The organism is Burkholderia lata, assembly GCF_000012945.1.
Classification (GTDB): Bacteria; Pseudomonadota; Gammaproteobacteria; order Burkholderiales; family Burkholderiaceae; genus Burkholderia; species Burkholderia lata.
In genome coordinates this window covers 640,822-666,109 of record NC_007510.1, presented here as the reverse complement: position 1 = coordinate 666,109, position 25,288 = coordinate 640,822, and the positions used below count along the sequence as shown (strand labels likewise).

Annotated in this window: 21 protein-coding genes and 1 other RNA gene; 7 read left to right on the top strand and 15 right to left on the bottom strand. The window is 65.9% G+C overall.

The features are described 5' to 3' along the window. Positions 1-12: 12 nt before the first annotated feature. Both dtd and tyrS read right to left on the bottom strand, forming a co-directional pair. Entirely contained in the window at positions 13-471 is a 459-nt protein-coding gene (gene dtd, locus BCEP18194_RS08955) for a D-aminoacyl-tRNA deacylase (protein WP_011350959.1), read from the bottom strand. Then, positions 468-1,709, bottom strand: a complete 1,242-nt coding sequence (tyrS, locus tag BCEP18194_RS08950) for a tyrosine--tRNA ligase (RefSeq protein WP_011350958.1) — start codon at positions 1,707-1,709, stop codon at positions 468-470. Before tyrS ends, dtd begins: the two co-directional genes overlap by 4 nt. Positions 1,710-1,851: 142 nt before the next feature. Between tyrS and BCEP18194_RS08945 the strand changes: the two genes are divergently transcribed. Next, positions 1,852-3,000: an anhydro-N-acetylmuramic acid kinase gene (locus BCEP18194_RS08945; protein WP_041492740.1), complete on the top strand. Its 1,149-nt coding sequence runs from the start codon at positions 1,852-1,854 to the stop codon at positions 2,998-3,000. A 113-nt stretch (positions 3,001-3,113) separates the two neighbouring features. On the opposite strand, the gene erpA is transcribed toward BCEP18194_RS08945, so the two are convergent. The 3 genes from erpA to rplM form a co-directional block, all read right to left on the bottom strand. Next, positions 3,114-3,485: an iron-sulfur cluster insertion protein ErpA gene (gene erpA / locus BCEP18194_RS08940; RefSeq protein ID WP_011350956.1), complete on the bottom strand. Its 372-nt coding sequence runs from the start codon at positions 3,483-3,485 to the stop codon at positions 3,114-3,116. A 218-nt stretch (positions 3,486-3,703) separates the two neighbouring features. Next, positions 3,704-4,096 (bottom strand): 30S ribosomal protein S9, encoded by a 393-nt coding sequence (gene rpsI, locus BCEP18194_RS08935; protein WP_006476904.1) that lies wholly within the window; start codon positions 4,094-4,096, stop codon positions 3,704-3,706. An 11-nt stretch (positions 4,097-4,107) separates the two neighbouring features. Beyond that, a complete protein-coding gene (gene rplM / locus BCEP18194_RS08930; RefSeq protein ID WP_009687896.1) occupies positions 4,108-4,536 on the bottom strand; it encodes a 50S ribosomal protein L13 in 429 nt (142 codons plus the stop codon). 311 nt (positions 4,537-4,847) lie between these two features. Here rplM and BCEP18194_RS08925 point away from each other — a divergent pair, with 311 nt between their 5' ends. Together BCEP18194_RS08925 and BCEP18194_RS08920 are read left to right on the top strand one after the other, a co-directional pair. After that, positions 4,848-5,153 carry a DUF1090 family protein gene (locus BCEP18194_RS08925; RefSeq protein ID WP_011350955.1) on the top strand — a complete coding sequence of 102 codons (306 nt, stop codon included), beginning with the start codon at positions 4,848-4,850 and terminating at the stop codon, positions 5,151-5,153. A 410-nt stretch (positions 5,154-5,563) separates the two neighbouring features. Then, positions 5,564-6,028, top strand: coding sequence for an OsmC family protein (locus tag BCEP18194_RS08920; RefSeq protein ID WP_081436573.1), 465 nt, complete (start codon positions 5,564-5,566; stop codon positions 6,026-6,028). Positions 6,029-6,111: 83 nt separating this feature from the next. Here the strand turns inward: BCEP18194_RS08920 and rnpB are convergent. Both rnpB and pyrC read right to left on the bottom strand, forming a co-directional pair. Then, an RNA gene (rnpB, locus tag BCEP18194_RS38780) (RNase P RNA component class A) lies at positions 6,112-6,523 on the bottom strand. Positions 6,524-6,588: 65 nt separating this feature from the next. Next, positions 6,589-7,653 carry a dihydroorotase gene (pyrC, locus tag BCEP18194_RS08915; protein ID WP_011350953.1) on the bottom strand — a complete coding sequence of 355 codons (1,065 nt, stop codon included), beginning with the start codon at positions 7,651-7,653 and terminating at the stop codon, positions 6,589-6,591. A 206-nt stretch (positions 7,654-7,859) separates the two neighbouring features. Between pyrC and BCEP18194_RS08910 the strand changes: the two genes are divergently transcribed. Together BCEP18194_RS08910 and BCEP18194_RS08905 are read left to right on the top strand one after the other, a co-directional pair. Next, complete coding sequence (locus BCEP18194_RS08910) at positions 7,860-8,771, top strand: class II glutamine amidotransferase (protein ID WP_011350952.1); 912 nt, start codon at positions 7,860-7,862, stop codon at positions 8,769-8,771. Positions 8,772-9,411: 640 nt separating this feature from the next. Then, a complete protein-coding gene (locus tag BCEP18194_RS08905) occupies positions 9,412-14,673 on the top strand; it encodes an autotransporter outer membrane beta-barrel domain-containing protein (RefSeq protein ID WP_011350950.1) in 5,262 nt (1,753 codons plus the stop codon). A gap of 92 nt (positions 14,674-14,765) precedes the next feature. Here the strand turns inward: BCEP18194_RS08905 and BCEP18194_RS08900 are convergent, their stop codons facing one another. The 6 genes from BCEP18194_RS08900 to BCEP18194_RS08875 form a co-directional block, all read right to left on the bottom strand. After that, complete coding sequence (locus BCEP18194_RS08900; RefSeq protein ID WP_011350949.1) at positions 14,766-15,491, bottom strand: amino acid ABC transporter ATP-binding protein; 726 nt, start codon at positions 15,489-15,491, stop codon at positions 14,766-14,768. Then, entirely contained in the window at positions 15,488-16,165 is a 678-nt protein-coding gene (gene gltK, locus BCEP18194_RS08895; RefSeq protein ID WP_011350948.1) for a glutamate/aspartate ABC transporter permease GltK, read from the bottom strand. Before gltK ends, BCEP18194_RS08900 begins: the two co-directional genes overlap by 4 nt. Further along, the gene (locus tag BCEP18194_RS08890) at positions 16,165-16,905 is read right to left on the bottom strand and encodes an amino acid ABC transporter permease (RefSeq protein WP_011350947.1); all 741 of its coding nucleotides are present in this window, start codon (positions 16,903-16,905) and stop codon (positions 16,165-16,167) included. The genes gltK and BCEP18194_RS08890 overlap by 1 nt, the downstream gene beginning before the upstream one ends. Before the next feature lie 84 nt (positions 16,906-16,989). After that, positions 16,990-17,883 carry a glutamate/aspartate ABC transporter substrate-binding protein gene (locus BCEP18194_RS08885; protein ID WP_011350946.1) on the bottom strand — a complete coding sequence of 298 codons (894 nt, stop codon included), beginning with the start codon at positions 17,881-17,883 and terminating at the stop codon, positions 16,990-16,992. 252 nt (positions 17,884-18,135) lie between these two features. Next, positions 18,136-19,422, bottom strand: coding sequence for a Glu/Leu/Phe/Val family dehydrogenase (locus BCEP18194_RS08880; RefSeq protein WP_011350945.1), 1,287 nt, complete (start codon positions 19,420-19,422; stop codon positions 18,136-18,138). Between the two features lie 277 nt (positions 19,423-19,699). Continuing rightward, positions 19,700-20,653: a LysR substrate-binding domain-containing protein gene (locus BCEP18194_RS08875; RefSeq protein ID WP_011350944.1), complete on the bottom strand. Its 954-nt coding sequence runs from the start codon at positions 20,651-20,653 to the stop codon at positions 19,700-19,702. A gap of 231 nt (positions 20,654-20,884) precedes the next feature. Here BCEP18194_RS08875 and purB point away from each other — a divergent pair, with 231 nt between their 5' ends. Beyond that, on the top strand, positions 20,885-22,273 hold the full coding sequence (gene purB, locus BCEP18194_RS08870) for an adenylosuccinate lyase (RefSeq protein WP_041492739.1): 1,389 nt from the start codon (positions 20,885-20,887) through the stop codon (positions 22,271-22,273). Positions 22,274-22,350: 77 nt separating this feature from the next. On the opposite strand, the gene BCEP18194_RS08865 is transcribed toward purB, so the two are convergent. Beyond that, the gene (locus BCEP18194_RS08865; RefSeq protein ID WP_011350942.1) at positions 22,351-23,772 is read right to left on the bottom strand and encodes an NAD(P)/FAD-dependent oxidoreductase; all 1,422 of its coding nucleotides are present in this window, start codon (positions 23,770-23,772) and stop codon (positions 22,351-22,353) included. 276 nt (positions 23,773-24,048) lie between these two features. Between BCEP18194_RS08865 and BCEP18194_RS08860 the strand changes: the two genes are divergently transcribed. Further along, complete coding sequence (locus tag BCEP18194_RS08860) at positions 24,049-24,696, top strand: TetR/AcrR family transcriptional regulator (protein WP_011350941.1); 648 nt, start codon at positions 24,049-24,051, stop codon at positions 24,694-24,696. A gap of 75 nt (positions 24,697-24,771) precedes the next feature. Here BCEP18194_RS08860 and BCEP18194_RS08855 read toward each other — a convergent pair whose 3' ends face one another. Further along, complete coding sequence (locus tag BCEP18194_RS08855) at positions 24,772-25,275, bottom strand: gluconokinase (RefSeq protein WP_011350940.1); 504 nt, start codon at positions 25,273-25,275, stop codon at positions 24,772-24,774. Positions 25,276-25,288: the final 13 nt, after the last annotated feature.

Below are 25,288 nucleotides of genomic sequence, written 5' to 3'. Positions count from 1 at the left end.
TCCGGGGAAGAATCAGGGCCGCACTTGCAGCCAGAATGTCACGGGGCCGTCGTTGACGAGCGACACCTGCATGTCGGCGCCGAACTCGCCCGTCTCGACGACCGGATGGCGCGCACGCGCGGCCGCGACGAAATAGTCGAACAGCCGCGCGCCTTCGTCGGGCGGCGCGGCCGGCGTAAAGCTCGGACGCAGCCCGCTGTTGGTATCGGCCGCCAGCGTGAACTGCGACACGAGCAGCAGGCCGCCCGCGCGGCCCTCACCGTCGATATTCGATACCGGCAGGTTCATCTTGCCGGCGGCGTCGCTGAACACGCGATAGCCGAGCATCTTCGCGAGCAGCTTGTCGGCCGCTGCGTCGGTGTCGCCGCGCTCCGCGCAGACCAGCGCGAGCAGGCCCGCGCCGATCTCGCCGGTCGTACGGTCGCCGACGCGCACGTCGGCGCGCTTCACGCGCTGGATCAGCGCGATCATGCGGTCAGCGTGACGCGCGCGAAGCGGCGCTTGCCGACCTGCACGACGAACTCGCCGGCTTCGACCTTCAGGCCCTTGTCCGACACGGTCGCGCCATCGATCTTCACGCCGCCCTGCTCGATGTTGCGCAGCGCCTCGCTCGTCGACGGCACGAGGCCGGCCTGCTTCAGCAACTGGCCGATCGCCAGCGGCGCGCCCGCGAGCGTGACCGACGGAATGTCGTCCGGCACGCCGCCCTTCGCGCGGTGGTTGAAATCTTCGAGCGCACGCTCGGCGTCGGCTTGCGAGTGGAAGCGCGCGACGATTTCCTGCGCGAGCAGCACCTTGAAGTCGCGCGGGTTGCGGCCGCCTTCGATCTCGCGCTTGAAGCCGCCGATCTCGTCCATCGGGCGGAACGACAGCAGTTCGAAGTACCGCCACATCAGCGTGTCCGAGATGCTCATCAGCTTGCCGAACATGTCGGTCGGCTGCTCGCTGATGCCGACGTAGTTGCCCTTCGACTTCGACATCTTCTCGACGCCGTCGAGACCTTCGAGCAGCGGCATCGTCAGAATGCACTGCTGTTCCTGGCCGTACTGCTTCTGCAGTTCGCGGCCGACCAGCAGGTTGAACTTCTGGTCGGTGCCGCCGAGCTCGAGGTCGGCGTTCAGCGCGACCGAGTCGTAGCCCTGCATCAGCGGGTACAGGAATTCGTGGATCGAGATCGGCACGCCGCCCTGGAAGCGCTTCGTGAAATCCTCGCGCTCGAGGATCCGCGCGACCGTGTAGCGCGACGCGAGCTTGATCATCCCGTCCGCGCCGAGCGGCATCGACCATTCGCTGTTGTAGCGGATTTCGGTCTTGTCGCGGTCGAGCACGAGTGCGGCCTGCTCGAAGTAGGTCTTCGCGTTCGACTCGATCTGCTCGCGCGTGAGCGGCGGGCGCGTCGCGTTGCGGCCCGACGGGTCGCCGATCAGCGACGTGAAATCGCCGATCAGGAAGATCACCGTGTGGCCGAGGTCCTGCAGCTGACGCATCTTGTTCAGCACGACCGTATGGCCGATGTGGATGTCAGGCGCCGTCGGGTCGAGGCCGAGCTTGATGCGAAGCGGCGTGCCCGTCGCCGCGCTGCGCGCGAGCTTCTGCGCGAACTCTTCCTCGACCAGCAGCTCGTCGACGCCGCGCTTCGTGACGGCGAGCGCATGCCGGACTTCGTCGGTGATCGGGAAAACAGGCTTGGAACTGGGTTCGGTGCTCATCGGTGCCAGGAAGAATGTCGCAAAGACAGGGATTTTCCCATAACTTGCGCGCCCATCGCTTAACGGCGCGTCACGTTGCGCGGATAATCGGGCGCAAGGCGCGCGGCACCGGCCCGCGCCGCACGATCCAGGAGAACCCAACGTGCCGCAACGACAGCCGCAAAACGCCCATCCGGCCGACGGCATCTACTTCGGGCTGATGTCGGGAACCAGCATGGACGGCGTCGATGGCGTCGCCGTGCGTTTCGAGGCCGGCAAGGCACCGGTCGTGCTCGCGGAAGCGTTCGTCGGCTTCGCGCAATCGCTGCGCGACGCGCTGTTCGCGCTGCAGCAGCCCGGCGACGACGAGATCGACCGCGAATCGCTCGCGGCGAACGCACTGGTCACGCGCTACGCGGTGTGCTGCCACGAATTGCAGCGCACGGCCGGACTGTCGCGCGACGAGATCCGCGCGATCGGCGTGCACGGCCAGACCGTGCGCCATCGCCCCGAGCGCGGCTATACGCGGCAGATCAACAATCCGGCCCTGCTCGCCGAGCTGACCCAGGTCGACGTGATCGCCGATTTCCGCAGCCGCGACGTCGCGGCAGGCGGCCACGGCGCGCCGCTCGCGCCGGCCTTCCATGCCACGGTGTTCGGCGCGCCGGGCGAGACGCGCGTCGTCTGCAATCTCGGCGGGATCAGCAACATCACGATTCTGCCCGGCGAAGGCGGCGACGTGCGCGGCTTCGACTGCGGCCCCGCGAATGCGCTCCTCGACGAATGGGCGACCCGCCATCTCGGCAAGCCGTACGACGACGGCGGCAAGTTCGCCGCGCGCGGCACCGTCCACGCGCCGCTGCTCGACGCGCTGCTCGACGAACCGTATTTCGCTGCTCCGCCGCCGAAAAGCACCGGGCGCGACCTGTTCAATCCCGCATGGCTCGACGCGAAGCTCGCCGCGTTCGCACAGGTTGCGCCGGAGGACGTGCAGGCGACCCTCACCGCGCTTACCGCCGTGTCGGTCGCACGCGAGATCGCGCAACACGCAGCCGGCTGCAAGGCCGTGTTCGTCTGCGGCGGCGGCGCACGCAATCCGGTGCTGCTCGACGCGCTCCGGCACGCGCTGCGCGAGGCCGGCGTGCCGGCCACGGTCGATACGACAGCCACGCTCGGCGTGCCGCCGCAGCAGGTCGAGGCGCTCGCGTTCGCGTGGCTCGCGTACCGTTTCACCGCGCGCCAGCCCGGCAATCTCGCGACGGTCACCGGTGCGGCCGGCAACCGCGTGCTCGGCGCGCTCTATCCGCGCTGACGCGGCGCCTGCCATACGGCGGGCACCGCATCGCCATTGCGAACGGGCATAAAAAAACGGGGCATGAAGCCCCGTTTTTCATTCCGGCGAACCGGGTCGGATCAGCCGTGTGCTCAGACCGAGAACGACGAACCGCACCCGCAGGTGGTGCTCGCGTTCGGGTTCTTGATCACGAACTGGGCGCCGTTGAGGTCGTCCTTGTAGTCGATCTCTGCGCCGACCAGGTACTGGTAGCTCATCGAGTCGATCAGGAGCTGGACGCCGTTCTTGTTCATCACGGTGTCGTCCTCGTTGACTTCCTCGTCGAACGTGAAGCCATACTGGAAGCCGGAGCAGCCGCCGCCCTGCACGAACACGCGCAGCTTCAGGTCGGGATTGCCCTCTTCGTCGATCAGTTGCTTGACCTTGTCGGCTGCGGCGTCGGTGAAGACGAACGGAACCGGCATTTCGGCCGTCGTTGCTGCGGATTCGGTAACAGCGTTCATTGCGAACTCTCCAAAAAGCTTTAGCCGCTATTGTAGGGCCGATCAGAAGATCGTGCTGAAGTCCATGAAATCAATAGGTTCTTGTCGATTTCATCAAACACGCCCGCGCGGGCCGCGGCAGCACGCGCCTGGAGACAGACATAAAAAAACCGCCAGCGCGAACACTGGCGGTTTTTCCGGCGGACGCCGCCCGGGAGCGGCGAGGCCATGAAGCGGAATTAACGCTTCGAGAACTGCTTTGCGCGGCGTGCCTTGCGCAGACCAACCTTCTTACGCTCGACTTCACGTGCATCGCGCGTGACGAAGCCTGCGCTCGACAGCGACGGCTTCAGCGTCGCATCGTAGTCGATCAGTGCACGGGTGATACCGTGGCGCACTGCACCTGCCTGACCCGTTTCGCCGCCGCCGTTGACGTTGACCTTGATGTCGAACGTCTGGCCGTGGTTCGTGAGTTCCAGCGGTTGACGCACGATCATCAGCGACGTTTCGCGCGAGAAGTAGTCAGCGATGGGCTTGCCGTTGACGATGATGTCGCCCTTGCCAGCCTTGATGAAGACACGTGCGACTGCGCTCTTGCGGCGGCCCGTACCGTAGTTCCAGTTACCGATCATGTGGGCTCCCCTTAGATCTCGAGCGCCTTCGGCTGTTGAGCCGAATGCGGATGCGTAGCTTCAGCGTAGACCTTCAGCTTCTTGATCATCGCGTAGCCGAGCGGGCCCTTCGGCAGCATGCCCTTGACCGCTTTCTCGAGCGCACGGCCCGGGAAGCGTTCTTGCATCTTGCCGAACGTCGTTTCATAGATACCGCCCGGGTAACCCGAGTGACGGTAGTACTTCTTGTCCAGAGTCTTGTTGCCCGTGACCTTCAACTTGCTTGCGTTGATGATGATGATGAAATCACCAGTGTCGACGTGCGGGGTGAACTCAGGCTTGTGCTTGCCGCGCAGACGGCGTGCCACTTCGCTGGCAACACGGCCGAGAACCTTATCCGTCGCGTCAATCACGTACCATTCGCGCGTCACCTCATGGGCTTTTGCGGAAAACGTCTTCATGATCGATCCAAAAAAATTGCTTTGCCCGATGTGTTCTTCCTGCTTGTCTGTGTGCGCTTCGAGGCGCGGTGCAGGCTCTCCCTGTTCTTTTTCCGTGGGCATGAATGCGGAAAAGCCCTGAATTATAAAGGAAATACGGCAACGCGGTCAAAGGGAATCCACATCCCGTGTCCACGGGCGCCGAAATGGGCCAAAATCCGTTCGTGCCCCGACAAGCCAGGCGAACCGAGCGCCCGGGGAGGCACCCATCGACGCGCGGCACATGACCATCCCGCGCCAGACCGGCCGAATCTGGAAAACAACAAACAAGCATGATGAATCAACGACTTACGCCCTTCCTCACGGCCGCGCTGCTGGCCGCCGCGGCGCCTGCCGTCGCCGCCCGCGCCGACTGCGAAGCCAAGCTCGACGCACTCGATACACGCATTGCCGAAGCCCGCGCCGCCCACGCCGAGGATCGCGTCGCCCGCCTGCGCGCGGTGCGCGAACGCGTCCGTCATTTCTGCGCACGCGGGCACGGCCATGCGTCGGCCGTCCACGCGCCGGCACCTGATGCACGCTCGCCCGGCACGCTGCCCGGCGCGACATCGCAGCCGGCCGCCAAGCAACCGGTGTAACGATGCCGGGGCGCGCAAGCCGCGCGCCGATGTTTGCATGGGACGAAAAAAAGCCCGAACGGCTGGTTCGGGCTTAATCCACCATAGGAGGAGGGTGGAGGAGACATTCGGAGGTTGCCGCAGCGCGACAACCAATGAGGCTCATTATACGAACGCGTCGCCGACTCCACAAGAAAATTTGCATTGCGAAATCAAACACCATAATGCGGAATTTAAGGAAACCCGTTTGAAAAATTGGTTTCCCCTTTAAAATCAAACACCTGATACCGTATGACGGGGTCAGAAACCGCCCTCTTCTAGAGCAAAACCCCTAAATTCGAGCGGGAATTGGCCGTCCGGCACGCGGCTCGCGCGGCTCCGGCATTACGCGTCGTGCAGCGCATCAGCCGACCGTTGCTCAGCGGGCTACAATGCCGGATCGAATCCGAATCAGGCAACGCTGGAGTGCAAGCATGGAATGCAAAGTAAGCTGGATGGGCCAGGACGGCATGGCGTTTTCCGCCGAGACCGGCAGCGGCCACCTCGTCACGATGGATGGCGCGCCCGAAGGCGGCGGCCACAACCTCGCGCCGCGCCCGATGGAAATGGTGCTGCTCGGCACCGGCGGCTGCACGGCCTATGACGTCGTGCTGATCCTGAAGAAGAGCCGCCAGGAAGTCAGCGGCTGCTCGGTCACGCTGAAGGCCGAGCGCGCGAGCGAAGATCCGAAGGTATTCACGAAGGTGCACTTCCACTTCACCGTCACCGGGCGCAACCTGAACCCGTCCACGGTCGAGCGCGCGATCAACCTGTCGCACGACAAGTATTGCTCCGCGTCGATCATGATCGCGAAGACGGCCGAACTCACGCATTCGTTCGACATCGTCGCCGCCTGAACACACGGCGAGCGCGCATGAAGAGCGCGCATGAAAAAAGGGCCGGCGCTCCGTGGGGAGACGCCGGCCCTTTCGCATTCGAACGGCAAAGCAGGCCGATAAGCCGGATTCTGTGCACGCTGCGCGCCGAAGCACGCAACGCGTGGCAGCCATTCCTCTAGGCGCGCCATTGCTGACGCGCTCAAGCTTCCTACCCGCAGACGAGACGGGGGCCCCGTCCTGCATCCGAAAATGCGCGCCTGCCTACTTGGAATTGCTCCGGGTGGAGGTTACCGTGCCGGCGAACGTCGCCGTCGCCGCGGTGCGCTCTTACCGCACCGTTTCACCCTTACCTGATCCCGGCTTGCGCCGGGCCATCGGCGGTTTGCTTTCTGTTGCCCTGTTCCGCGTGTCGCCACGGATGGCCGTTAGCCATCACCCTGCCCTGTGGAGTCCGGACTTTCCTCGCCCCCGCGCGCCCGAAGGCGGCGAGGCCGCGACTGCCTGGCCTGCTTTGCGACGCGCATTCTAGCACCGAGCGCGGCCGGCCGTGTGGCCGGGCGCGCTCGGCGGTGCGACCGTCACGCCAGTTTCCAGCCGATCGTCTCGCCGCCGCGCAGCGGCACGACGGGCGTATCGCCTGCGAAGATCTCGCGCGGCAGCTCCCATGCCTCGCGACGCAGCGTGACCGTCTCGGCGCTGCGCGGCAGCCCGTAGAAATCGGCGCCGAAGAAGCTCGCGAAGCCTTCCAGCTTGTCGAGCGCGCCGGCCGTGTCGAACGCTTCCGCATACAGTTCGAGCGCATGCAGCGCCGTGTAGCAGCCCGCGCAGCCGCACGCGGTTTCCTTCGCGTCGCGCGCATGCGGCGCGCTGTCGGTACCGAGGAAGAAGCGCGGGTTGCCCGACGTCGCGGCCTCGACGAGCGCGACGCGATGCGTCTCGCGCTTCAGCACCGGCAGGCAGTAGTAATGCGGGCGAATCCCGCCGACGAACAGCGCATTGCGGTTGTACAGCAGGTGATGCGCGGTGATCGTCGCGCCGAGCAGGCCGGGCGCCGCGTCGGCGTCGCGCACGTAGTCGGCCGCATCCTTCGTCGTGATGTGTTCGAACACGACCTTCAGGCCCGGGAAATCGCGGCGCAGCGGCGTCATCACGCGGTCGATGAAGACCTTCTCGCGGTCGAACAGGTCGATCGACGCATCGGTCACTTCGCCGTGCACCAGCAGCGGCATGCCAGTTTCCTGCATCGCCTCGAGCGTCTTCGCGCATTTCGCGAGATCGGTGACGCCGTGGTCGGAATTCGTCGTCGCGCCGGCCGGATACAGCTTCACGCCGTGCACGAAGCCGCTTTCGCGCGCGCGGCGGATCTCGTCGGGCGGCGTGTTGTCGGTCAGGTACAGCGTCATCAGCGGTTCGAACGTCATCCCGGCCGGCAGCGCGGCGAGGATGCGCTCGCGATAGGCCTGCGCCTGCGCGGTGGTCGTCACCGGCGGCTTCAGGTTCGGCATGACGATTGCACGGCCGAACTGGCGTGCGGTGTGCGGCAGCACGGCGGCCAGCATGTCGCCGTCTCGCAGGTGCAGGTGCCAGTCGTCGGGACGGGCGAGCGAGAGCGTCGCCGGGGAAGAAGCGTTCGAGGCAGTCATAGGAGGCGTCGTGAGGAACGGGCTGGCCGTCGGCGGGGCCGGAACACGCGTGCCGCGGGCCGACTGACGGCAAACCGCAACACGGGGCCTTTGGCCAGCGGAATCCGCTTTTTACCGCTCAGGGCTCGGTGATATGCTAGAAGCCGCATTGTACCGGGGTTCGCCCGGTTCGTTACCCCCCGCCTCAGCCTGCTGCCCCAAGTAAAATGTGCCAACTCTTAGGAATGAACTGCGCCGCGCCGACGGACGTCACATTCTCCTTCACAGGTTTCGCGGCCCGGGGCGGGCTCACCGATCACCACGCCGACGGCTGGGGCATCGCGTTCTTCGAAGATAAAGCCTGCCGCCTGTTCATCGATCACCAGGCCTCGGCCACGTCGCCGATCGCCGAAATGGTGAAGCGCTACCCGATCAAGTCCAAGAACACGATCGCGCACATCCGCAAGGCGACGCAAGGCCACATCCTGCTCGAGAACAGCCATCCGTTCATGCGCGAGCTGTGGGGCCGGCACTGGATCTTCGCGCATAACGGCGACCTGCAGGACTACGCACCGGACATGGACGGCAGCGTCTACCATCCGGTCGGCACGACCGACAGCGAACAGGCATTCTGCGTGCTGATGCAGGGACTGCGCGCAGCATTCCCCGGCGCGCAGCCGCCGTTGCCCGAACTGTTCGAGCGCGTCGGCGAGCTGACGCGCGGGATCACCGATCACGGCGTGTTCAACTTCCTGATGTCGAACGGCCAGGCGCTGTTCGCGCACTGCTCGACGCGGCTGCACTACCTCGTGCGGCGCTGGCCGTTCTCGACCGCGCATCTCGTCGACGAAGACCTGTCGATCGACTTCGCGAAATACACGACGCCCGAGGATCGCGTCGCGGTGATCGCGACGCAGCCGCTCACGGACAACGAGGTCTGGACCGCATTCGAGCCGGGCGAGCTGATCATGTTCCAGTGCGGCGACGTCGCCGCACGGATGCAGATCCCGGTGCCCGAACGCGTGCTCGAGAAGCTGCGCAATCCGGCGCTCGACGCGTCGGCATCGGCGCCGCGCGACGCACGCGAGGCGCTCGCCACGGCCGCAGAAGTCGATTCCGACGACGCAATCGACTTCTGAGCCCGGCGCGCCAGCGCCCTCTTCCCTTCATCTTTTCGCTACTGCGCGGCAAATCGAAGGCTCGCCGCGCCCGATCGCGGCGGTGGCGTCGTGCGCAGGCGATACAGTAACGTTCGCCATCGGAACGAATCGCCCATCCGAGCGCCGAATTCGCTTCATCCGGACCCCGGCCCGGTAAATCGAAGCGACGCCGCGCCACATTTTCCCGATTTGATTTATCTTCAAACGAAAATAAATCAAAAGAAAAAACAAAATTCGACGTCCAGCCTGCACATAATCCGGGAGCGGTATTTTAACGCACCAGCCTGGCTAAAACCGTGCGCCACCTCACCGATCCAGCAATCGCGAATCGATATCGCTCAAATCCACCAAACCCTTATCCATCAAGGCTTTCAGTTCGATTCATCACACAATCAAAATATATTCGATGAAAACGGCATGATTGCCGCATTTGTTAGCTTCCCGACAATCCATCACCCGCCCGATCAATAGACTCCGCCCATCCTCGGTGTAACGAATTGCGATTGGTGGAGAAACGGCCACGGCCGCCGCACACCCATTCACGCCATTCTCCACCGCGGATTGCGATTTCACTGCGCCGCAGTGAAAACCACATCAAAAGAAGAGAGAGGGGCTTGTCGTGAATCATTCATTTCGATCGATATGGAGCGAGACCACCGGCTGCTGGGTCGCGGTTGCGGAAACGGCACGGGCGCGCGGCAAACGTTCGGGTAGTTCGTCCGGCACGCGCCACCGCGCCGCACACGCGGCCACGCACCGGACCTCGCTTCGCATCGTGGCATTCGGCGCGTTGCTGGCCGCGCTGTCGGCCGGTTCCGCGCACGCATCGACCTGCGGCGGCGGCACGGCTGTCGCGAACGGCGGCACCTGCGCGCCCGGCAGTTTCAGCCCGACGGTCAACGACAACCTGGCAGGCTCCGCCACCGTCTCGGGTGGCGACACCGTCGGCGTGTCGGGTGCATGGACCGGCGCCGGCGGCGACCCGGGCTACACGCTCACGCCGATCGGCAGCACGACCATCGTGTCGGGCAACCCGAACCAGCCGCTGCTGTCGCTCGGCGGCAAGACGCACAGCGTCAGCACGCCCGATTCGATCACCGGCACCCGCACGTCGGTCGCGACCTACGACTCGTCCGCGTTCTCCGCGTCGACGGCCGGCGCGACCGAGGTGCCCGTCTACCACGACGTGAACGGCAACCAGTATGTGAACACGCGCATCGGCACCGTCACCGCCACCGGCGGTACGCTCAACGTGTCGATCGGCAATGCGGCGAACGCGCCCGATGCAGCCGGCAACGCGATCTCGATGGCCGCGAAGGGGACCGACCTGACCTTCGCGGACGGCACGGGCGCCACGACGAGCACCGTCAACTGGAACTCGCGCAACCAGATCCAGTTCACCACCGGCGACTACCTCGCGAACGGCGGCGCCATCGGCAGCCGCCAGCTCGACGTGCCGGCCTACGCGGGCACCTTCACCGCGTTCGACGGCAGCACGTGGAAGGTCACCGACGCCACATCGCTCGCCGCGTACAACGACTTTCTCGTGCGCTCGGTGCAAAGCGGCGCGCTCGGCTCGCAGGCCGCCTACGACAGCGCGTTCAGCCAGGCGGTCACGTTCTCGCAGCAAACCTTCCAGTATCAGAACAACGTGTCCTCGGGCGACAAGAACACGCTGCCGATCGATTTCCTGTCGGCGATGCACGGCACGGGCGCGAACGCGACACTGCAGATCGGCAAGGACGGCCAGATCGACTTCCGCGGCACCAACACGATCGTCTCGAGCTCGGCTGTCCTCGCGGAAAACGGCGCGCACTTCATCAACGACGGGCGCCTGTCGGGCGATTTCACGCTGGTACGCCTGCTGAGCGGTGCAAGCGGCGTCAACAACGGCGTGATCTCGTCCGGGTACGCGTCCGGCGACGACTTCGACACGAGCGGCAGCACGCCGCCGAACAACTTCGACTTCCACGCGTACACCGAAGGCAACGGCGTGTTTGCGAACGGCGCGGGCACGTCGTTCGTCAACAACGGCGTGATGAACGTCGGCGCGTGGACGCTCGACGGCAACCAGCCGAACCTGCAGAACTACGCGGTCGCCGTGACAGGCGGCGCGACGGCATCGAACGCCGGCACGATCAACGTCGGCGTCAATGCGACGACGCTCGACAGCCAGGTGATCGGCGGCCTAGTCGCCGGCGGCAGCTTCACGAACGAAGCCGGCGGCACGATCTACCTCGGCCGCTCGGCGCAGTACGCGCCCGGCGGAACGGCAAACGACGTCGCGCTCGCCGCGCACGCATACGGCATCCTGCTCGGCGATTCCGGCACCGCGCGCAACCTCGGCACGATCGTGATCGGCTCGCAGACGCAAAACGGCGCCGCGATGGCGAGCATCGGCTCGACCTCCGGCACGCTGACCAACGCAGGCACGATCGTCGTCAACGGCGCGGCGTCCGGCACGCCGCTCGCCAACGTCGGCATGCTCGCGGCCAACACGGCCGCGACCGTGACCAATACCGGCACCATCACGCTGAACGGCGTGAACGGTATCGGCATCATGGTCGTCGGCACCGGTGCGCAGGCAACGTCCGCCCTGTCGAGCGGCACGATCAACGTCGCCGGCGGCCTCGATCCGGCCTCGGGCACGCGCAACTATGGCGTGTGGGCCGAAGGGCCGAGCGCCACGGCCACGCTCAACGGCGCGCTCAACCTGACGGGCACCGGCGCGATCGGCGTGCACGCACGCTCGGGCGCGACGATCAACGTCGGCGCCAACGCGGTGCCGGCCTTCATGTCGGGCACCAGCCAGATCGGCTTCTATGCGTATGGCGCGGGCTCGAAGATCAACGTCGCCGCGCAGCACCTCAGCGTCGACACCGACGATTCGACGCTGTTCCGCGTCGCGGGCGGCGCGGCCTACACGGGTACGTCGACGGCCGGCGCGCTGACGACCGACGTCAACGGCCAGCGCGCGCACGGCGTGCTCGCGACCGATGCCGGCACCGTGCTGTCGACCGGCAACGCGATCTACAACGTCAACGGCGCGAACGGCATCGCGATCGCGGTCGAAGGCGGCGCGCAAGGCACGATCGACGCGGGCGCGACGATCAACCTGAACGCGGCCGGTGCGATCGCCGGCGTCGTCGACGGCCAGGCGCACGACCTCACCGGCGCCAACGCCGGCGCTCCGGTCGCAACGACACTCACCAACCACGCCGCCGTCACGTCATCGACGGCCGGTGTCACCGGCTTCGTCGCGCAGAACCTCGGCACGCTCGAGAACCGCGAAACGGTGCTGCTGACGGGCGCCGGCTCGACCGGCGTCGTGATCGGCACGCTCGGCACGGCGAGCAACGCGTCGACGATCCGCGTATCCGACGGCACCGGCGCGCTCGTCCAGGGCGCGTCGGCGACGCTCACCAACACCGGTTCGATCGAAGCCGACGACGGCATCGCCGGCGTCCACCTGACGGGCGCCGGCGCATCGGTCGCGCTGTCGGGCGCCGGCACCGTGATCGCGAACGGCAGCGCCGACGGCGTGCTGATCGACTCGACCGTGACGGGCGGCGGGCTCGCGGCCGGCGCGACGTCGATCGCGGTCGGCGGCTCGGGCAAGGGGATCGACAACCAGGGGACGAACGCGACGATCGCGCTGTCCGGCACGCAGATCGGCACGACGGGCGCTGGCGCCGACGGCCTGTCGTCGACGGGGGCCGGCGCACGCATCGCAGCCGATGCGGCGACCGTCGTCAGGACCACCGGCGACAACGCGCGCGGCTTCTTCGTGTCGGGCGCGGATTCGACGCTGGCGGCCAACGGCACGACCGTCGCGACGACCGGCGCGGGTTCTGCCGCGATCGTGACGACCGGCGGCGCGACCGCGCTGCTGTCGGGTACGAAGATCACCACGTCGGGCACGACAGCCGACGGCCTCGTCGCGCAGAACGGCGGCCGCATCGGCGATACGGGCTCGACGATCGCCAGCGCCGCCGGCAACGGCGCGACCGCCGACAGCGGCGGCGTGCTCGCGTTGACCGGTACGACGCTCAAGGGCGCGACGGCCGGCGTGCTGACATCCGATACGCTCGCAAACGGCGCGACGAGCTCGGTGCTCGTCGACGGCGGCAGCGTCACGTCCGCCACCGGGCCCGCGTTCGCCGCGCGCGGCGGCACGGCCGACATCGCCGTGCGCAACGGCACGGTCGTGACGGCCGGCAACGGTACGTTGCTCGACCTGTCGAACGGCAACCACGCCACCTTCACCGCGTCGGCCGTGAACCTGGCCGGCGACATCGTCTCCGACGCATCGAGCACCGGCAACGTGTTCCTCGCGAACGGCACGACGCTCACCGGCAAGATCGACCCGGTCGCGCTGACCATCGACAACACCAGCACGTGGCGCATGACGGGCAGCTCGGTACTGAGCAGCCTGAACAACGCGGGCCTGGTCGCATTCGCCGCGCCGACCGGTTCGCCGACGCTCGCGAGCAGTTACAAGACGCTGACGACCGGCAGCTACGTCGGCAACGGCGGCACGATCGCGCTCAACACGTTCCTCGGCGCGGACGCATCGCCGACCGACCGGGTGATCGTGAACGGCGGCGCCGCGAGCGGCACGACGGGCCTGAAGATCGCCAACACGGCCGGCACCGGCGCGCAGACGAAGGGCGACGGGATTCCGGTGGTCGTCACGGCCAACGGCGGCACGACCACCGCATCGGCGTTCCAGCTCGCGGGCCCCGTGCAGGCGGGCGCGTACGAGTACCGGCTCTATCGCGGCGGGCAGAGCGACGCGAACGGCTGGTACCTGCGGTCGCAACTCGATCCGTCGGACCCCGGCGACCCGATTCACCCGTCCGGCGGCGGCGATGGCGGCGGCAACGGAAATGGCAACGGCGGCACGCTCGCGTATCGCCCCGGCGTGTCGGGCTACGCCCTCACGCCGCTGCTGAACGCCGACTACGGCTTCTCGACACTGGGCAAGCTGCACGAGCGCGTCGGCGACATCTACAACCTCGAAAAGCAGCAGCCGGGCAATCGCGACGGCGTGTGGGGGCGCATCGGCGGCCAGAGTCTCGACGCGAACGCGGGCCGTTTCGCGGCCGACGAGCGCACGTTCTTCGCGCAGTTGGGCAAGGACTGGACGCTCGACCAGGCACCGAACGGCGGCGGCAGCACGCATGCGGGCGTGACGGCCAGCATCGGCGTGTCGAACGCGAGCTTCAGCGACATGGCGCGCGCCGATACGGCCAACCTGTCGACGTCGACGGGCTCGGTCGAAATGCACGCGCAAAGCCTCGGCGGCTACTGGACGAAGTACCTGTCCGACGGCACGTACTTCGACAGCGTCGGTCAGGTCACGCACTACGGCAACCGCTATCGCGACAGCTACGGCAACGAGGCGTCGCAGAACGGCTTCGGCATCGCGCTGTCGCAGGAAGTCGGCAAGCCGTTCGCGATCGGCGCACTGCCGGTCGCGGTCGAGCCGCAGGCGCAGCTGATGTATCAGTACCTGAAGCTGAACGGGTTCAACGACAACGTCTCGGCGGTATCGGGTACGACGACGAACGCGCTGCGCGGCCGCGTCGGCGTACGCATCTTCCGGCCGAACCTCCAGTCGGATTCAGGCGGCGGTGCTGCCACGCCGTACTTCACGGCCGACGTGCTGCACGACTTCCTGTCGCCGGGCCAGACCGTCGTCGGCGGCACGCCGTTCGCGACGCATCTCGGCCGCACGTGGTACGAGCTCGGCGTCGGCGTGACCGCGGGCTTCGGCAAGTCGGGCGAGCTGTACGCGAACGCAAAGATCGCGCGCAACATCGGCGGCGACTACCGGCGCGGCATCGTCGGGCAGGTCGGCTACCGCTACAGCTGGTAACGCCCGCCGGCGGCGGACGAAAAAAAACCGCCCGGCGCTCGGCCGGGCGGTTTTCGTATCGGCGCACCTGCCGCGCCAATGAGCACGAACACTCAGTGCAGGATCTTCGCGAGGAAATCCTTCGCACGTTCCGATTTCGGATTCGAGAAGAAATCGTCCTTGCGGTCGTCCTCGACGATTGCGCCCTTGTCCATGAAGATCACGCGATGGGCGACCTTCTTCGCGAAGCCCATCTCGTGCGTGACGACCATCATCGTCATCCCTTCCTGCGCGAGTTCGACCATCACGTCGAGCACTTCGTTGATCATCTCGGGGTCGAGCGCGGACGTCGGTTCGTCGAACAGCATCGCGATCGGGTCCATCGACAGCGCGCGCGCGATCGCGACACGCTGCTGCTGGCCGCCCGACAGCTGGCCCGGGAACTTGTGCGCATGCGCCTTCAGGCCGACGCGGTCGAGCAGCTTCATGCCCTTCTCGTTCGCCTCGTCCTTGCCGCGGCCGAGCACCTTGACCTGCGCGAGCGTCAGGTTCTCGGTAATCGACAGGTGCGGGAACAGCTCGAAATGCTGGAACACCATCCCGACCTTCGAGCGCAGCTTCGACAGGTTCGTCTTCTTGTCGCCGACCGACTGGCCGTTCACGAGGATCTCGCCCTGCTGGAACGGCTCGAGGCCGTTCACGGTCTTGATCAGCGTGGATTTACCCGAGCCCGACGGGCCGCACACGACGACCACTTCGCCTTTCTTGACCTCGGTCGTGCAGTCGGTGAGAACCTGAAACTGGCCGTACCACTTCGAAACGTTCTTGATGGAAATCATCTTGTGACCTTTTTCTGGAGACCCTTGACGAGTGCAGACGCCAACGAGCAAATCACGAAATAGCATGCGCCGGCGAACAGGACCATCTCGACGGTCGTGCCGTCGCGATCGCCGATGTTGGCCGCCGTGCGGAAGAAGTCCGCGAGACTGATCACGTACACGAGCGACGTATCCTGGAACAGGACGATCGCCTGCGTGAGCAGCAGCGGCACCATCGCGCGGAACGCCTGCGGCAGGATCACGAGGCGCATCGCCTGCGCGTAGTTCATGCCGAGCGCAAACGCGGCGTTCGCCTGCCCGCGCGGCACCGCCTGGATGCCGGCGCGGATGATCTCGGAATAATACGCGGCTTCGAACAGCGAGAACGCGACCATCGCCGACGCAAGACGGATGTCGATCGTCGGCGACAGCCCGAGCACGCCCTGCAGCAGCTGCGGCACGATCAGGAAGAACCACAGCAGCACCATCACGAGCGGGATCGAGCGAAACACCGTCACGTAGCCCTGCGCGAACCACGCGAGCGGCTTCACACCCGACAGCCGCATCAGCGCCAGCAGCGTGCCCCAGACGATCCCGACCACGATCGCGATCAGCGTGATCTGGAACGTGACGACCGCCCCCGTCCACAGCGTCGGCAGCGCGCCGGGAATACTACTCCAGTCGAACTGATGCATCACTTGCCTCCGATATAGCCGGGCAGCCGCGTACGGCCTTCGATCCAGCGCATGAACGACATCACGACGAGGTTGATGATCACGTAGGCGAGCGTCACCGCAATGAACGACTCATACGTCTGCGCGGTGTAGTCGACGAGCTGGCGCGCTTGCGCGGACAGGTCGAGCAGGCCGATCGTCGACGCGACGGCGGAGTTCTTGAAGATGTTCAGGAATTCCGACGTGAGCGGCGGCACGATGATCCGGTACGCAACGGGCAGCAGCACGTAGCGGTACGTCTGCCATTGCGTGAAACCCATCGCGAGGCCGGCGGCACGCTGGCCCTTCGGCAGCGCGTTGATCCCCGAGCGCACCTGTTCGCACACGCGCGCGCCCGTGAACAGGCCGAGACAGATGATCGACGCGGTAAAGAACTGCGTGGTGGGCGGCAGTTGCTTGATCCAGGTGCCGATCGACGCCGGCAGCAGCTCCGGTATCACGAGATACCAGACGAAGAACTGCACGATCAGCGGAATGTTCCGGAAAATCGACACGTACAGGGTACCGATCGCGGACAGCCATTTGTTCGGCACGGTGCGCAGCACGCCGAACAGCGAACCGACGATCAGCGCGATGACCCAGGCAACGAGCGACACTTCGATGGTCACCCAGAAGCCGGACATCAGCCATCCGAAATAAGTCGTCGGCTCGCCGGTCGATACGGGGCTCAGGAAGATGCCCCAGTTCCAGTGGTAAGACATGGGCAAGACTCCAGCAAAAAGAGACGGAAGAAGCGGGGCCTCTTCCGTCTCATTAGCGTCATTTCTGCATCAACGGCCGTGCGGTCAGTCGAGCGCCTTGTCGTTCGGGTTCGCGTACAGCTTCTTCATCGAATCGGACAGCGGGAAGTTCAGGTTCAGCCCCTTCGGCGGGATCGGGTTTTCGAACCACTTCGCGTAGATCTTCGCGGCTTCGCCCGACTTCTCGACTTGCGAGATCGCGTCGTCGACGACCTTCTTGAAGTCCGCATCGCCCTTGCGCATCATGCAGCCGTACGCTTCTTCCGATTGCGGCGTGCCGACGATCACCCACTCGCCCGGCTGCTTCGCCTTCGCGCGCTCGCCCGCGAGCAGCGCGTCATCCATCATGAACGCGACCGCGCGGCCCGATTCCAGCGTATTGAACGAATCGCCGTGATCCTTCGCGCTGATGATGTTCATGCCGAGCTGCTTGTCGTTGTTCATCTTGCGCAGCAGGCGCTCGGACGTCGTGCCGGCGGTGGTCACGACCGTCTTGCCCTTCAGGTCGGCGAAATCCTTGACGCCCGAATCCTTCTTCGTCATCAGGCGCGTGCCGATCACGAAGATCGTGTCGGAAAACGCAGCCTGCTGCTGGCGTTCCGCGTTGTTGGTCGTCGAGCCGCACTCGATGTCGACCGTGCCGTTCTGCACGAGCGGGATGCGGTTCTGCGACGTGACCGGAATGTTCTTCACCTGCAGGTTCGGCAGGTTCAGCTTCTTCTTCACCGCGTCGACCACCTTCAGCTGGAATTCGCGCGAATAGCCGACCACCTGCTGGTTCTGGTCATAGTAGGAGAACGGAATCGACGATTCGCGGTGGCCCAGCGCGATCACGCCCGTGTCCTTGATCTTCTTCAGCGTGCCCGTCTCCTGAGCATGCGCGCCACTTGCGAACGCGCAAAGCGCCGCGAACATCAGGACTGCCTTTTGGTATTTCATTTTGGTCATCTCCTTGGCTAAAACCCGCGCCAGTGTATCAAAGTAATATTTTTGAAAGTACTGGTTGTTTACCGCACTACGAATCGCGCTGCGCGAAGCCTTCCTCCCGGCTTCGGGCGCCCCTTCCGGCGCCTGAATGCGCGCGCGGGCGGTACCGGATTCGGCACCGCCCGCGAGGGTTCATGCACGCAACCGGATGGATTGCGTCATGGATTGATCGTAGTCAACCGATCTGAAATCGGCAACCGCGAATCAGGGGTACAGGCCGCGCATTTCGCGCGCCATCAGGATGCGCTTGCACGCAACGATGAACGCTGCCGTACGCACCGACACCTTGTGCTCTTCCGCGACCGCCCACACGCCGGAGAACGCTTCGCGCATCACGCGTTCGAGACGGTGGTTGATCTCGTCTTCCGTCCAGAAGAAGCTCGAGAAATCCTGCACCCATTCGAAATACGACACGGTCACGCCACCTGCGTTCGCGATCACGTCCGGGATCACCAGCACGCCGTTCGCGGTCAGGATGTCGTCCGCCGCCGTCGTCGTCGGGCCGTTCGCGCCTTCGACGATGATCTTCGTGCGGATCTTCCCTGCGTTCTTCTCGGTGATCTGGTTTTCCAGTGCCGCCGGGATCAGGATGTCGGTTTCGACGGTCCAGAACTCGTCATTCGGCATCGGTTCCGCGCCTTCGAAGCCCGCGACACCGCCCGTGCGTGCGACGTGGTCGAGCAGCTTGTTCGAATCGAGGCCGGCCGGCTGGTAGATCGTGCCCGTGTGATCCTGCACCGCGATCACCTTCGCACCCGCTTCCTGGAACAGCTTCGCCGCGATGCCGCCGACGTTGCCGAAGCCCTGCACCGCGATTCGTGCGCCTTCGATCTCGAGGCCCTTCTTCTTCGCCGCTTCGCTGCCGACGACGAACACGCCGCGGCCCGTTGCTTCCTTGCGGCCGAGCGAACCGCCGAGTGCGATCGGCTTGCCGGTCACGACGCCGGTCGACGTCTGGCCCTGGTTCATCGAGTACGTGTCCATCATCCACGCCATCACCTGTTCGTTGGTGTTGACGTCCGGCGCCGGAATGTCGGTGTTCGGGCCGATGATGATGCCGATTTCGCTGGTGTAGCGGCGCGTCACGCGCTCGAGCTCACCACGCGACAGCTTGCGCGGGTCGACGCGGATACCGCCCTTCGCGCCGCCGTACGGCACGTTCACGGCCGCGTTCTTGACCGACATCCATGCGGACAGTGCCATCACTTCCGACAGCGTCACGTCCTGGTGGTAACGCACACCGCCCTTGCCCGGGCCGCGCGACACGTTGTGCTGCACGCGATAGCCTTCGAAGTGCGCGACGGTACCGTTATCGAGCTCGATGGGGCAGTCGACGATCAGGATGCGCTTCGGGCGCTTCAGCGTTTCGAGCCAGCGCGACAGCGAGCCGAGGTACGGCGCGACGCGATCGACTTGCTGAAGGTAGTTGCCCCACGGGCCGAGATCGTCGGCGTGAAGGTAGGACGGGATGGACTGCAATTGCGAAGACATGGATGCTCCAACGGTCAACAGGTGCGCACATTGTCGAAAAACCCGTTTTTTTTATCCAATGCCGTTTGCTTATTCGATTATGCGTTTCTTGCATGATCGCGATTTTTCGCAAATCTGCGGTCGATTTGCGCAAGAACGCACGCGATCGATCGTGCATCGCGTGCGTGAAAAATCGTGTTTCGTGGAGGCGGGAGGGCCGCCGGACAGCCGCCCGACAGGCGACGCAAGCTCGACGACAGCCGGCCGGGCCGTGCGGCGGGTGGTTAACCGCCGACGGTTAACCCGCGGTTTCGCGCAGTTCGTCGCGTACGACGTCCCACAGCGCGCGCACGAGCTTCTGCCGCGGGTCGTCGCCCTGCAGCGCGAGCTTGTCGCAGTACAGCCGGATCTCCATCGTCAGCGTGAACGGGTACGCGCCACCGCGCACCGACCGGTCGAGCCGGATCAGGCGGCCGCCCGCGACCGCGTCCTCGACCGCGCTGTGCGGCAGGAACGCGATACCGTGGCCCGCGAGCGCCATCGCCTTCAGCCCTTCGGCCATGTCGGTTTCGTAGACGCGATCGAGGAACAGCGGGGTCGTCGCATTCGCGACGATGACCTCCGTCATCCGGCCGAGATACGCATTCGGCGTATATGACAGGTACGGCACGCGTGCATCGGCCGTACCGGGCAGCGTATAGCGCGGCCGCCCCGCGCGGCCCGGCGCCGAGAACGGGCTGATCGGCTCGCTGCCGAGGATCAGCATGTCGTAGCGCGCCGGGTCGAGCGCGACCGGATGGCTCGGGTGGTGGTAGCCCATCACGAGATCGCAGCCGCCCTCGACGAGCGACAGCACCGCGTCGTGCACGTTCAGCGCGCGCAGCCGCGTGTGGACCTGCCCCATCTTCGCCTCGATCCGCTGCAGCCAGCGCGGGAAATACGTGAGCGACAGCGTGTGCGGCACCGCGAACTCGATCGTCGGCACCGGCGCGCCGACGTGGCCGCGCAGCAGCGTGCGCGCCTCGTGCGCCTGCGACAGCATCGTCAGCGCCTGTTCGTAGAAGATCTGCCCGGCCTGCGTGAGCCGCGTCGGATAGACCGAACGATCGATCAGTTCGGTCGCGAGCCATGCCTCGAGCGCCTGGATGCGCCGCGAAAACGCCGGCTGCGACACGTGCCGCAGCTCGGCGGACCGGCTAAAGCTGCGCGTTTCCGCGAGCGAAACGAAGTCTTCGAGCCATTTCAGTTCCATGCAGGCGGGCGCGGCGGGCGGCGGTCGGGAAGAAGCCTGCATTCTACCGGCGGGCGGGCACGGGCGGCGGTGCGGCGAGCGGCCCGGCGCCCCGTCGCGAACGGGCGCCGAGACAGCATCCGCACGCGGAGACGCCCGCCGGCCGCGCGCGACCGGGATCGTCCCGCGCCAATGGTAAAATGCCGGATTCTCCTTCCCCTCGCTCGACCCGGCCCCAAGGCCCGCCCGATCATGTCCGACACTCGTCCCGATACGCTTTTCGCCCTCACCGCGCTTTCGCCCATCGACGGCCGCTACGCCAGCAAGACCGAAGCGCTGCGCGACTGGCTCTCCGAAGCCGCCTTCATGCGCCACCGCGTCACCGTCGAGGTGCACTGGCTGATCGCGCTGTCGCGCGCCGGCTTCGCGGAAGTCCCGCGCTTCTCCGATGCGTCCGAACAATTCCTGCTGCAGCTCGCCGAGCGCTTCACCGCGCACGACGCCGCCCGCATCAAGGACATCGAGCGCGTGACGAACCACGACGTGAAGGCCGTCGAATACTGGCTGAAGGAATCGGTGAAGGGCCAGGAAGAACTCGAAAAAGCCAGCGAATTCATCCACTTCGCGTGCACGTCGGAAGACATCAACAACACGTCGCACGGGATGATGCTCGCCGGCGCGCGCGAACACGTGATCCTGCCGGCGCTGCGCACGGTCTACCAGCGCCTCGTCGCACTCGCACACGCGCACGCCGAGCAGCCGATGCTGTCGCGCACGCACGGCCAGCCGGCCAGCCCGACGACGCTCGGCAAGGAACTCGCGAACGTCGCGGCCCGCCTCGCCCGTGCGATCACGCGCATCGAGAAGGTCGAGATCCTCGGCAAGATGAACGGCGCGGTCGGCAACTTCAACGCGCATCTGTCCGCGTATCCGGAATTCGACTGGGAAGCGTTCTCGCGCGACGTGATCGAGAACCGCCTCAAGCTCACGTTCAACCCGTACACGATCCAGATCGAGCCGCACGACTACATGGCCGAGCTGTTCGACGCCGTGGCGCGCGCGAACACGATCCTGCTCGACCTCGACCGCGACGTGTGGGGCTACATCTCGGTCGGCTACTTCAAGCAGAAGACGAAGGCCGGTGAAATCGGCTCGTCGACGATGCCGCACAAGGTCAACCCGATCGACTTCGAGAACTCGGAAGGCAACCTCGGCCTCGCCAACGCGACGCTGCGCCACCTCGCCGACAAGCTGCCGGTGTCGCGCTGGCAGCGCGACCTGACCGACTCGACGGTGCTGCGCAACATGGGCGTCGCGCTCGGCTATTCGCTGCTCGCGTACGACTCGCTGATCCGCGGCCTCGACAAGCTCGAAGTGAACCCGCAGCGCCTGAACGAAGACCTCGACAACTGCTGGGAAGTGCTCGCCGAGCCGGTGCAGACGGTGATGCGCCGCTACGGCATCGAGAACCCGTACGAGCAGCTGAAGGAGCTGACGCGCGGCAAGGGCATCACGCGCGAAGCGCTGCAGGAGTTCGTCGGCACGCTCGCGATCCCGCAAGAGGCGAAGGATCTCCTGCTCGCGATGTCGCCTGCGTCGTACATCGGCAAGGCCGTCGAACTCGCGAAGCGGATCGCGTAAGCGCCGCCGTCCGAGCACGTAAAAAAGCCCGATGCGAGCAATCGCATCGGGCTTTTTTGTTGCCTGCCGCAACAGCGTCAGAACGAGATCATCCGCCCCGGGTTGAGCGCGCTCATCACGCTCATCGCGGCCTTCGCGGCGGGAATCGCGATCGGCGACAACTGGCGGCCGAGCGGAATCGCGCGATGGTCGATGCCGGTCAGCATCGAGAAATCGTCGTTGCGTCCGACGAAATCGTCGCAGATCGCCTTGCCGATCCGCACCGTCTGCGCGACGCCGTGGCCGCTCCAGCCCTGCACCATGTACATCGGCACGCGGCCGTCGGTCTTGCGGCTGTCGGTCGCGCCGTTCAGCGTGAAGTCGCTGACGCCGCTCCAGCAGTAGTCGAGCGCGAACCGGCCGTCGTGCTGCGGAAACACCGTGTTCAGCCGCGTCAGCAGGTACGCGTTCACGTCCGGTTGCGCCCAGCACGTGCCGGTGCCCTGCCCGCCGAACAGTAGGCGGTTGCCGCGCACCGGCCGGTAATAGTCGATCTGGAACTGCGTGTCGTACACGGGCATGCCGGCCGGCATCAGGGTCGCGACATCGACGTCGAGCGGCGCCGTCACGCTCACGTAGGTAAAGAACGGCACGGTCGTTGCGGCACCGTCGTCGAGCAGCCGGAACGTCGTGTTGTGCAGCGCGAGCACGACGCCCTTGCGCGCGGTGATCGTACCGCCCGGCGTCGTTGCGACGACGCCCTCCGGCGTCTCGTCGAGCTCGAGCACCTCGGTGCCCTCGAACAGCGCGCCGCCGTTCAGGCGGAAGCCGTGCACGAGGCCGCGCACCAACGCGAGCGGATGAATCTGCCCGCCGATCGCATCGATCGCCGCGCCGTGGTACAGCCCCGAGCGCACGTATTCGTCATGCAGCTGATGGCGGCCGACGAGCGTCACGCCCGCGTCGCCGAGATGGCGGCGCGCATCCGCGCCGTCCAGCAGCGCGCTCATGTGGCCCGGGTGCACCGCCGCCGTAATGTGGCCGCGCTTGCGGTCGAGCTCGAGCGCGTAACGTGCGCCGATCGCATCGATCAGGTCCATCGATTCGGACGACGCAAAGCGCCACAGCCGCTTCGCGTCGTCGTGCGACAGGTGATCGATCATGTCGGCGGCTTCCCAGCGCGCGAGGCCGGGCGTCAGTTGCCCGCCGTTGCGGCCGGACGCGGCCGAGCCGACGTGGTGCTTGTCGACGAGGATGGTATCGACGCCCGCTTCCGCGAGATGCAGCGCGGCCGACGCGCCGAGCAGGCCCGCGCCGATCACGAGCACGTCGCAGACGGCATCGTGTGCCAGCGGCGCACTGTTCGCGTGGCGCGACAGCGACGCCTCGTACCAGTTGGCCGGGCGCTCGCCGTCGTAGCGGGCCGGGTCGCACCAGTTCCAGTTGTCTTTTTCGATGTTCAGATGCGTTTGTTCGAAACGCGATTCGCCCTGGATCAGGGGTTGATTATTGAAAGTCATGATTGCACTTGCATGGTCTTGGGCCGCCTGTCGAAGAGCCTTCTGGCTTCGCGGGTGGGGCAGCCGGTTCCACATGGGTGTCAACGTGAAAAGGGGCGCGATGGCCCGTGTTGACGGCGGGCACGCTCGTGCCGCCTGGATCCCGGACTGTGCGAAAGCACGTATTGAAAGGTGCCGGGACACCCAATTTCTACACCGCAGAAATAATTCTACAGTGTAGAATAAGCTTTCGTCAAGTTTACAGCCGGTACCTTACCGGCTCGCCCGTCTGCATCGATGAAAGACAAACCCGCCCAGGGCCCGCGCGGCCTCGACAAGGAGGCCATCGTCGCGGCCGCGCTCGCGCTGCTCGAAGACGTCGGCGAAGCCGCGTTCAGCGTGCGCAAGCTCGCGCAGTCGGTCGGCTGCGACCCGATGAGCGTGCTGTACCACTTCAAGTCGAAGGAAGGCCTGAGCCGCGCGATCGCGAACGCGCTGTCGCGCTCGCTCGTGCCGGTCGACGCCGCGCTGCCGTGGCGCGAACGGCTGCGCGATCTCGCACGCCAGTACCGCGCGCTCGCGCTGCGCTACCCGGCCGCGTTCGCGCTGCTGCAGCGGCACATGAGTACCGGGCCGGCCGATCTCGCGCACATCGAGGCCGTGCATCGCGCGCTGGCCGACGCCGGCATCCCGCGCGCGGCGCTGCCGTCGGTGTGCGTCGGCTGGTATGCGAGCGTGATCGGGCTGGCCGCGGCCGAAGCCGGCGGCCTCACGCGCGCCGCGAACGACGTCGAGCTCGCGGAAATGGCAGCGCTGTCCGACGCCGCGCATCCGCTCGTCAAGGCGGCCGCCCCGCTCTATGCGCAGCTCGATCCGGCAGCCGTGCACGACACGATGCTCGACGTGCTGCTCGACGGCATCGCGCAGCAGGCCCACGCGGCCTGACCGGCCTGCGGAGCCACAAACGAAAAAAGGCGCCCCGAGGGGCGCCTTTTTCATGACGATTGCCGCGAACCGCGCTCAGTGCTGCTGCGCGATGCCGATCTTCAGCATGACCTGATCGACGATCTGTTCGGGCGTCAGCTCGATGCTGACCTCGATCGCTTCGTCCGGGCCCGGCTCCTCGAGCGTGTCGAGCTGGCTCTTCAGCAGCGACGGATCGAAGAAATGGCCGGTGCGGCTCTTCAGGCGCTCGTGCAACATCTCGAACGTACCCTTCAGATACACGAACCGCACGTCGGTGTCGGTGCCGCGCAGCACGTCGCGGTACGAGCGCTTCAGCGACGAGCACGTGAACACGGCCGTCTCGCCGGCACGCTGCTTCTCCTCGATGGCCGCGCGGATCGTGCGCAGCCACGGCCAGCGGTCGTCGTCGGTCAGCGGAATGCCGTTGTGCATCTTTTCCTTGTTCGCCGCGCTGTGAAACGCGTCGCCATCGGTATAGCTGCACGACAGGCGTTCCGCCAGCATTTCGCCGATTAGCGACTTGCCCGCACCCGACACGCCCATTGCGATCAGAATCATTGCCTACCCCTTG

What these genes read in the sequence shown, in the direction of transcription:
- dtd (WP_011350959.1), bottom strand. Translation starts at nt 471, where the DNA reads ATGATCGCGCTGATCCAGCGCGTGAAGCGCGCCGACGTGCGCGTCGGC.
- erpA (WP_011350956.1), bottom strand. Translation starts at nt 3,485, where the DNA reads ATGAACGCTGTTACCGAATCCGCAGCAACGACGGCCGAAATGCCGGTT.
- pyrC (WP_011350953.1), bottom strand. Translation starts at nt 7,653, where the DNA reads ATGACTGCCTCGAACGCTTCTTCCCCGGCGACGCTCTCGCTCGCCCGT.
- BCEP18194_RS08860 (WP_011350941.1), top strand. Translation starts at nt 24,049, where the DNA reads ATGAAAGACAAACCCGCCCAGGGCCCGCGCGGCCTCGACAAGGAGGCC.
- BCEP18194_RS08865 (WP_011350942.1), bottom strand. Translation starts at nt 23,772, where the DNA reads ATGACTTTCAATAATCAACCCCTGATCCAGGGCGAATCGCGTTTCGAA.
- rplM (WP_009687896.1), bottom strand. Translation starts at nt 4,536, where the DNA reads ATGAAGACGTTTTCCGCAAAAGCCCATGAGGTGACGCGCGAATGGTAC.
- BCEP18194_RS08885 (WP_011350946.1), bottom strand. Translation starts at nt 17,883, where the DNA reads ATGAAATACCAAAAGGCAGTCCTGATGTTCGCGGCGCTTTGCGCGTTC.
- BCEP18194_RS08880 (WP_011350945.1), bottom strand. Translation starts at nt 19,422, where the DNA reads ATGTCTTCGCAATTGCAGTCCATCCCGTCCTACCTTCACGCCGACGAT.
- BCEP18194_RS08910 (WP_011350952.1), top strand. Translation starts at nt 7,860, where the DNA reads ATGTGCCAACTCTTAGGAATGAACTGCGCCGCGCCGACGGACGTCACA.
- BCEP18194_RS08855 (WP_011350940.1), bottom strand. Translation starts at nt 25,275, where the DNA reads ATGATTCTGATCGCAATGGGCGTGTCGGGTGCGGGCAAGTCGCTAATC.
- BCEP18194_RS08925 (WP_011350955.1), top strand. Translation starts at nt 4,848, where the DNA reads ATGATGAATCAACGACTTACGCCCTTCCTCACGGCCGCGCTGCTGGCC.
- BCEP18194_RS08900 (WP_011350949.1), bottom strand. Translation starts at nt 15,491, where the DNA reads ATGATTTCCATCAAGAACGTTTCGAAGTGGTACGGCCAGTTTCAGGTT.
- gltK (WP_011350948.1), bottom strand. Translation starts at nt 16,165, where the DNA reads ATGCATCAGTTCGACTGGAGTAGTATTCCCGGCGCGCTGCCGACGCTG.
- BCEP18194_RS08875 (WP_011350944.1), bottom strand. Translation starts at nt 20,653, where the DNA reads ATGGAACTGAAATGGCTCGAAGACTTCGTTTCGCTCGCGGAAACGCGC.
- rpsI (WP_006476904.1), bottom strand. Translation starts at nt 4,096, where the DNA reads ATGATCGGTAACTGGAACTACGGTACGGGCCGCCGCAAGAGCGCAGTC.
- purB (WP_041492739.1), top strand. Translation starts at nt 20,885, where the DNA reads ATGTCCGACACTCGTCCCGATACGCTTTTCGCCCTCACCGCGCTTTCG.
- tyrS (WP_011350958.1), bottom strand. Translation starts at nt 1,709, where the DNA reads ATGAGCACCGAACCCAGTTCCAAGCCTGTTTTCCCGATCACCGACGAA.
- BCEP18194_RS08920 (WP_081436573.1), top strand. Translation starts at nt 5,564, where the DNA reads ATGCCGGATCGAATCCGAATCAGGCAACGCTGGAGTGCAAGCATGGAA.
- BCEP18194_RS08890 (WP_011350947.1), bottom strand. Translation starts at nt 16,905, where the DNA reads ATGTCTTACCACTGGAACTGGGGCATCTTCCTGAGCCCCGTATCGACC.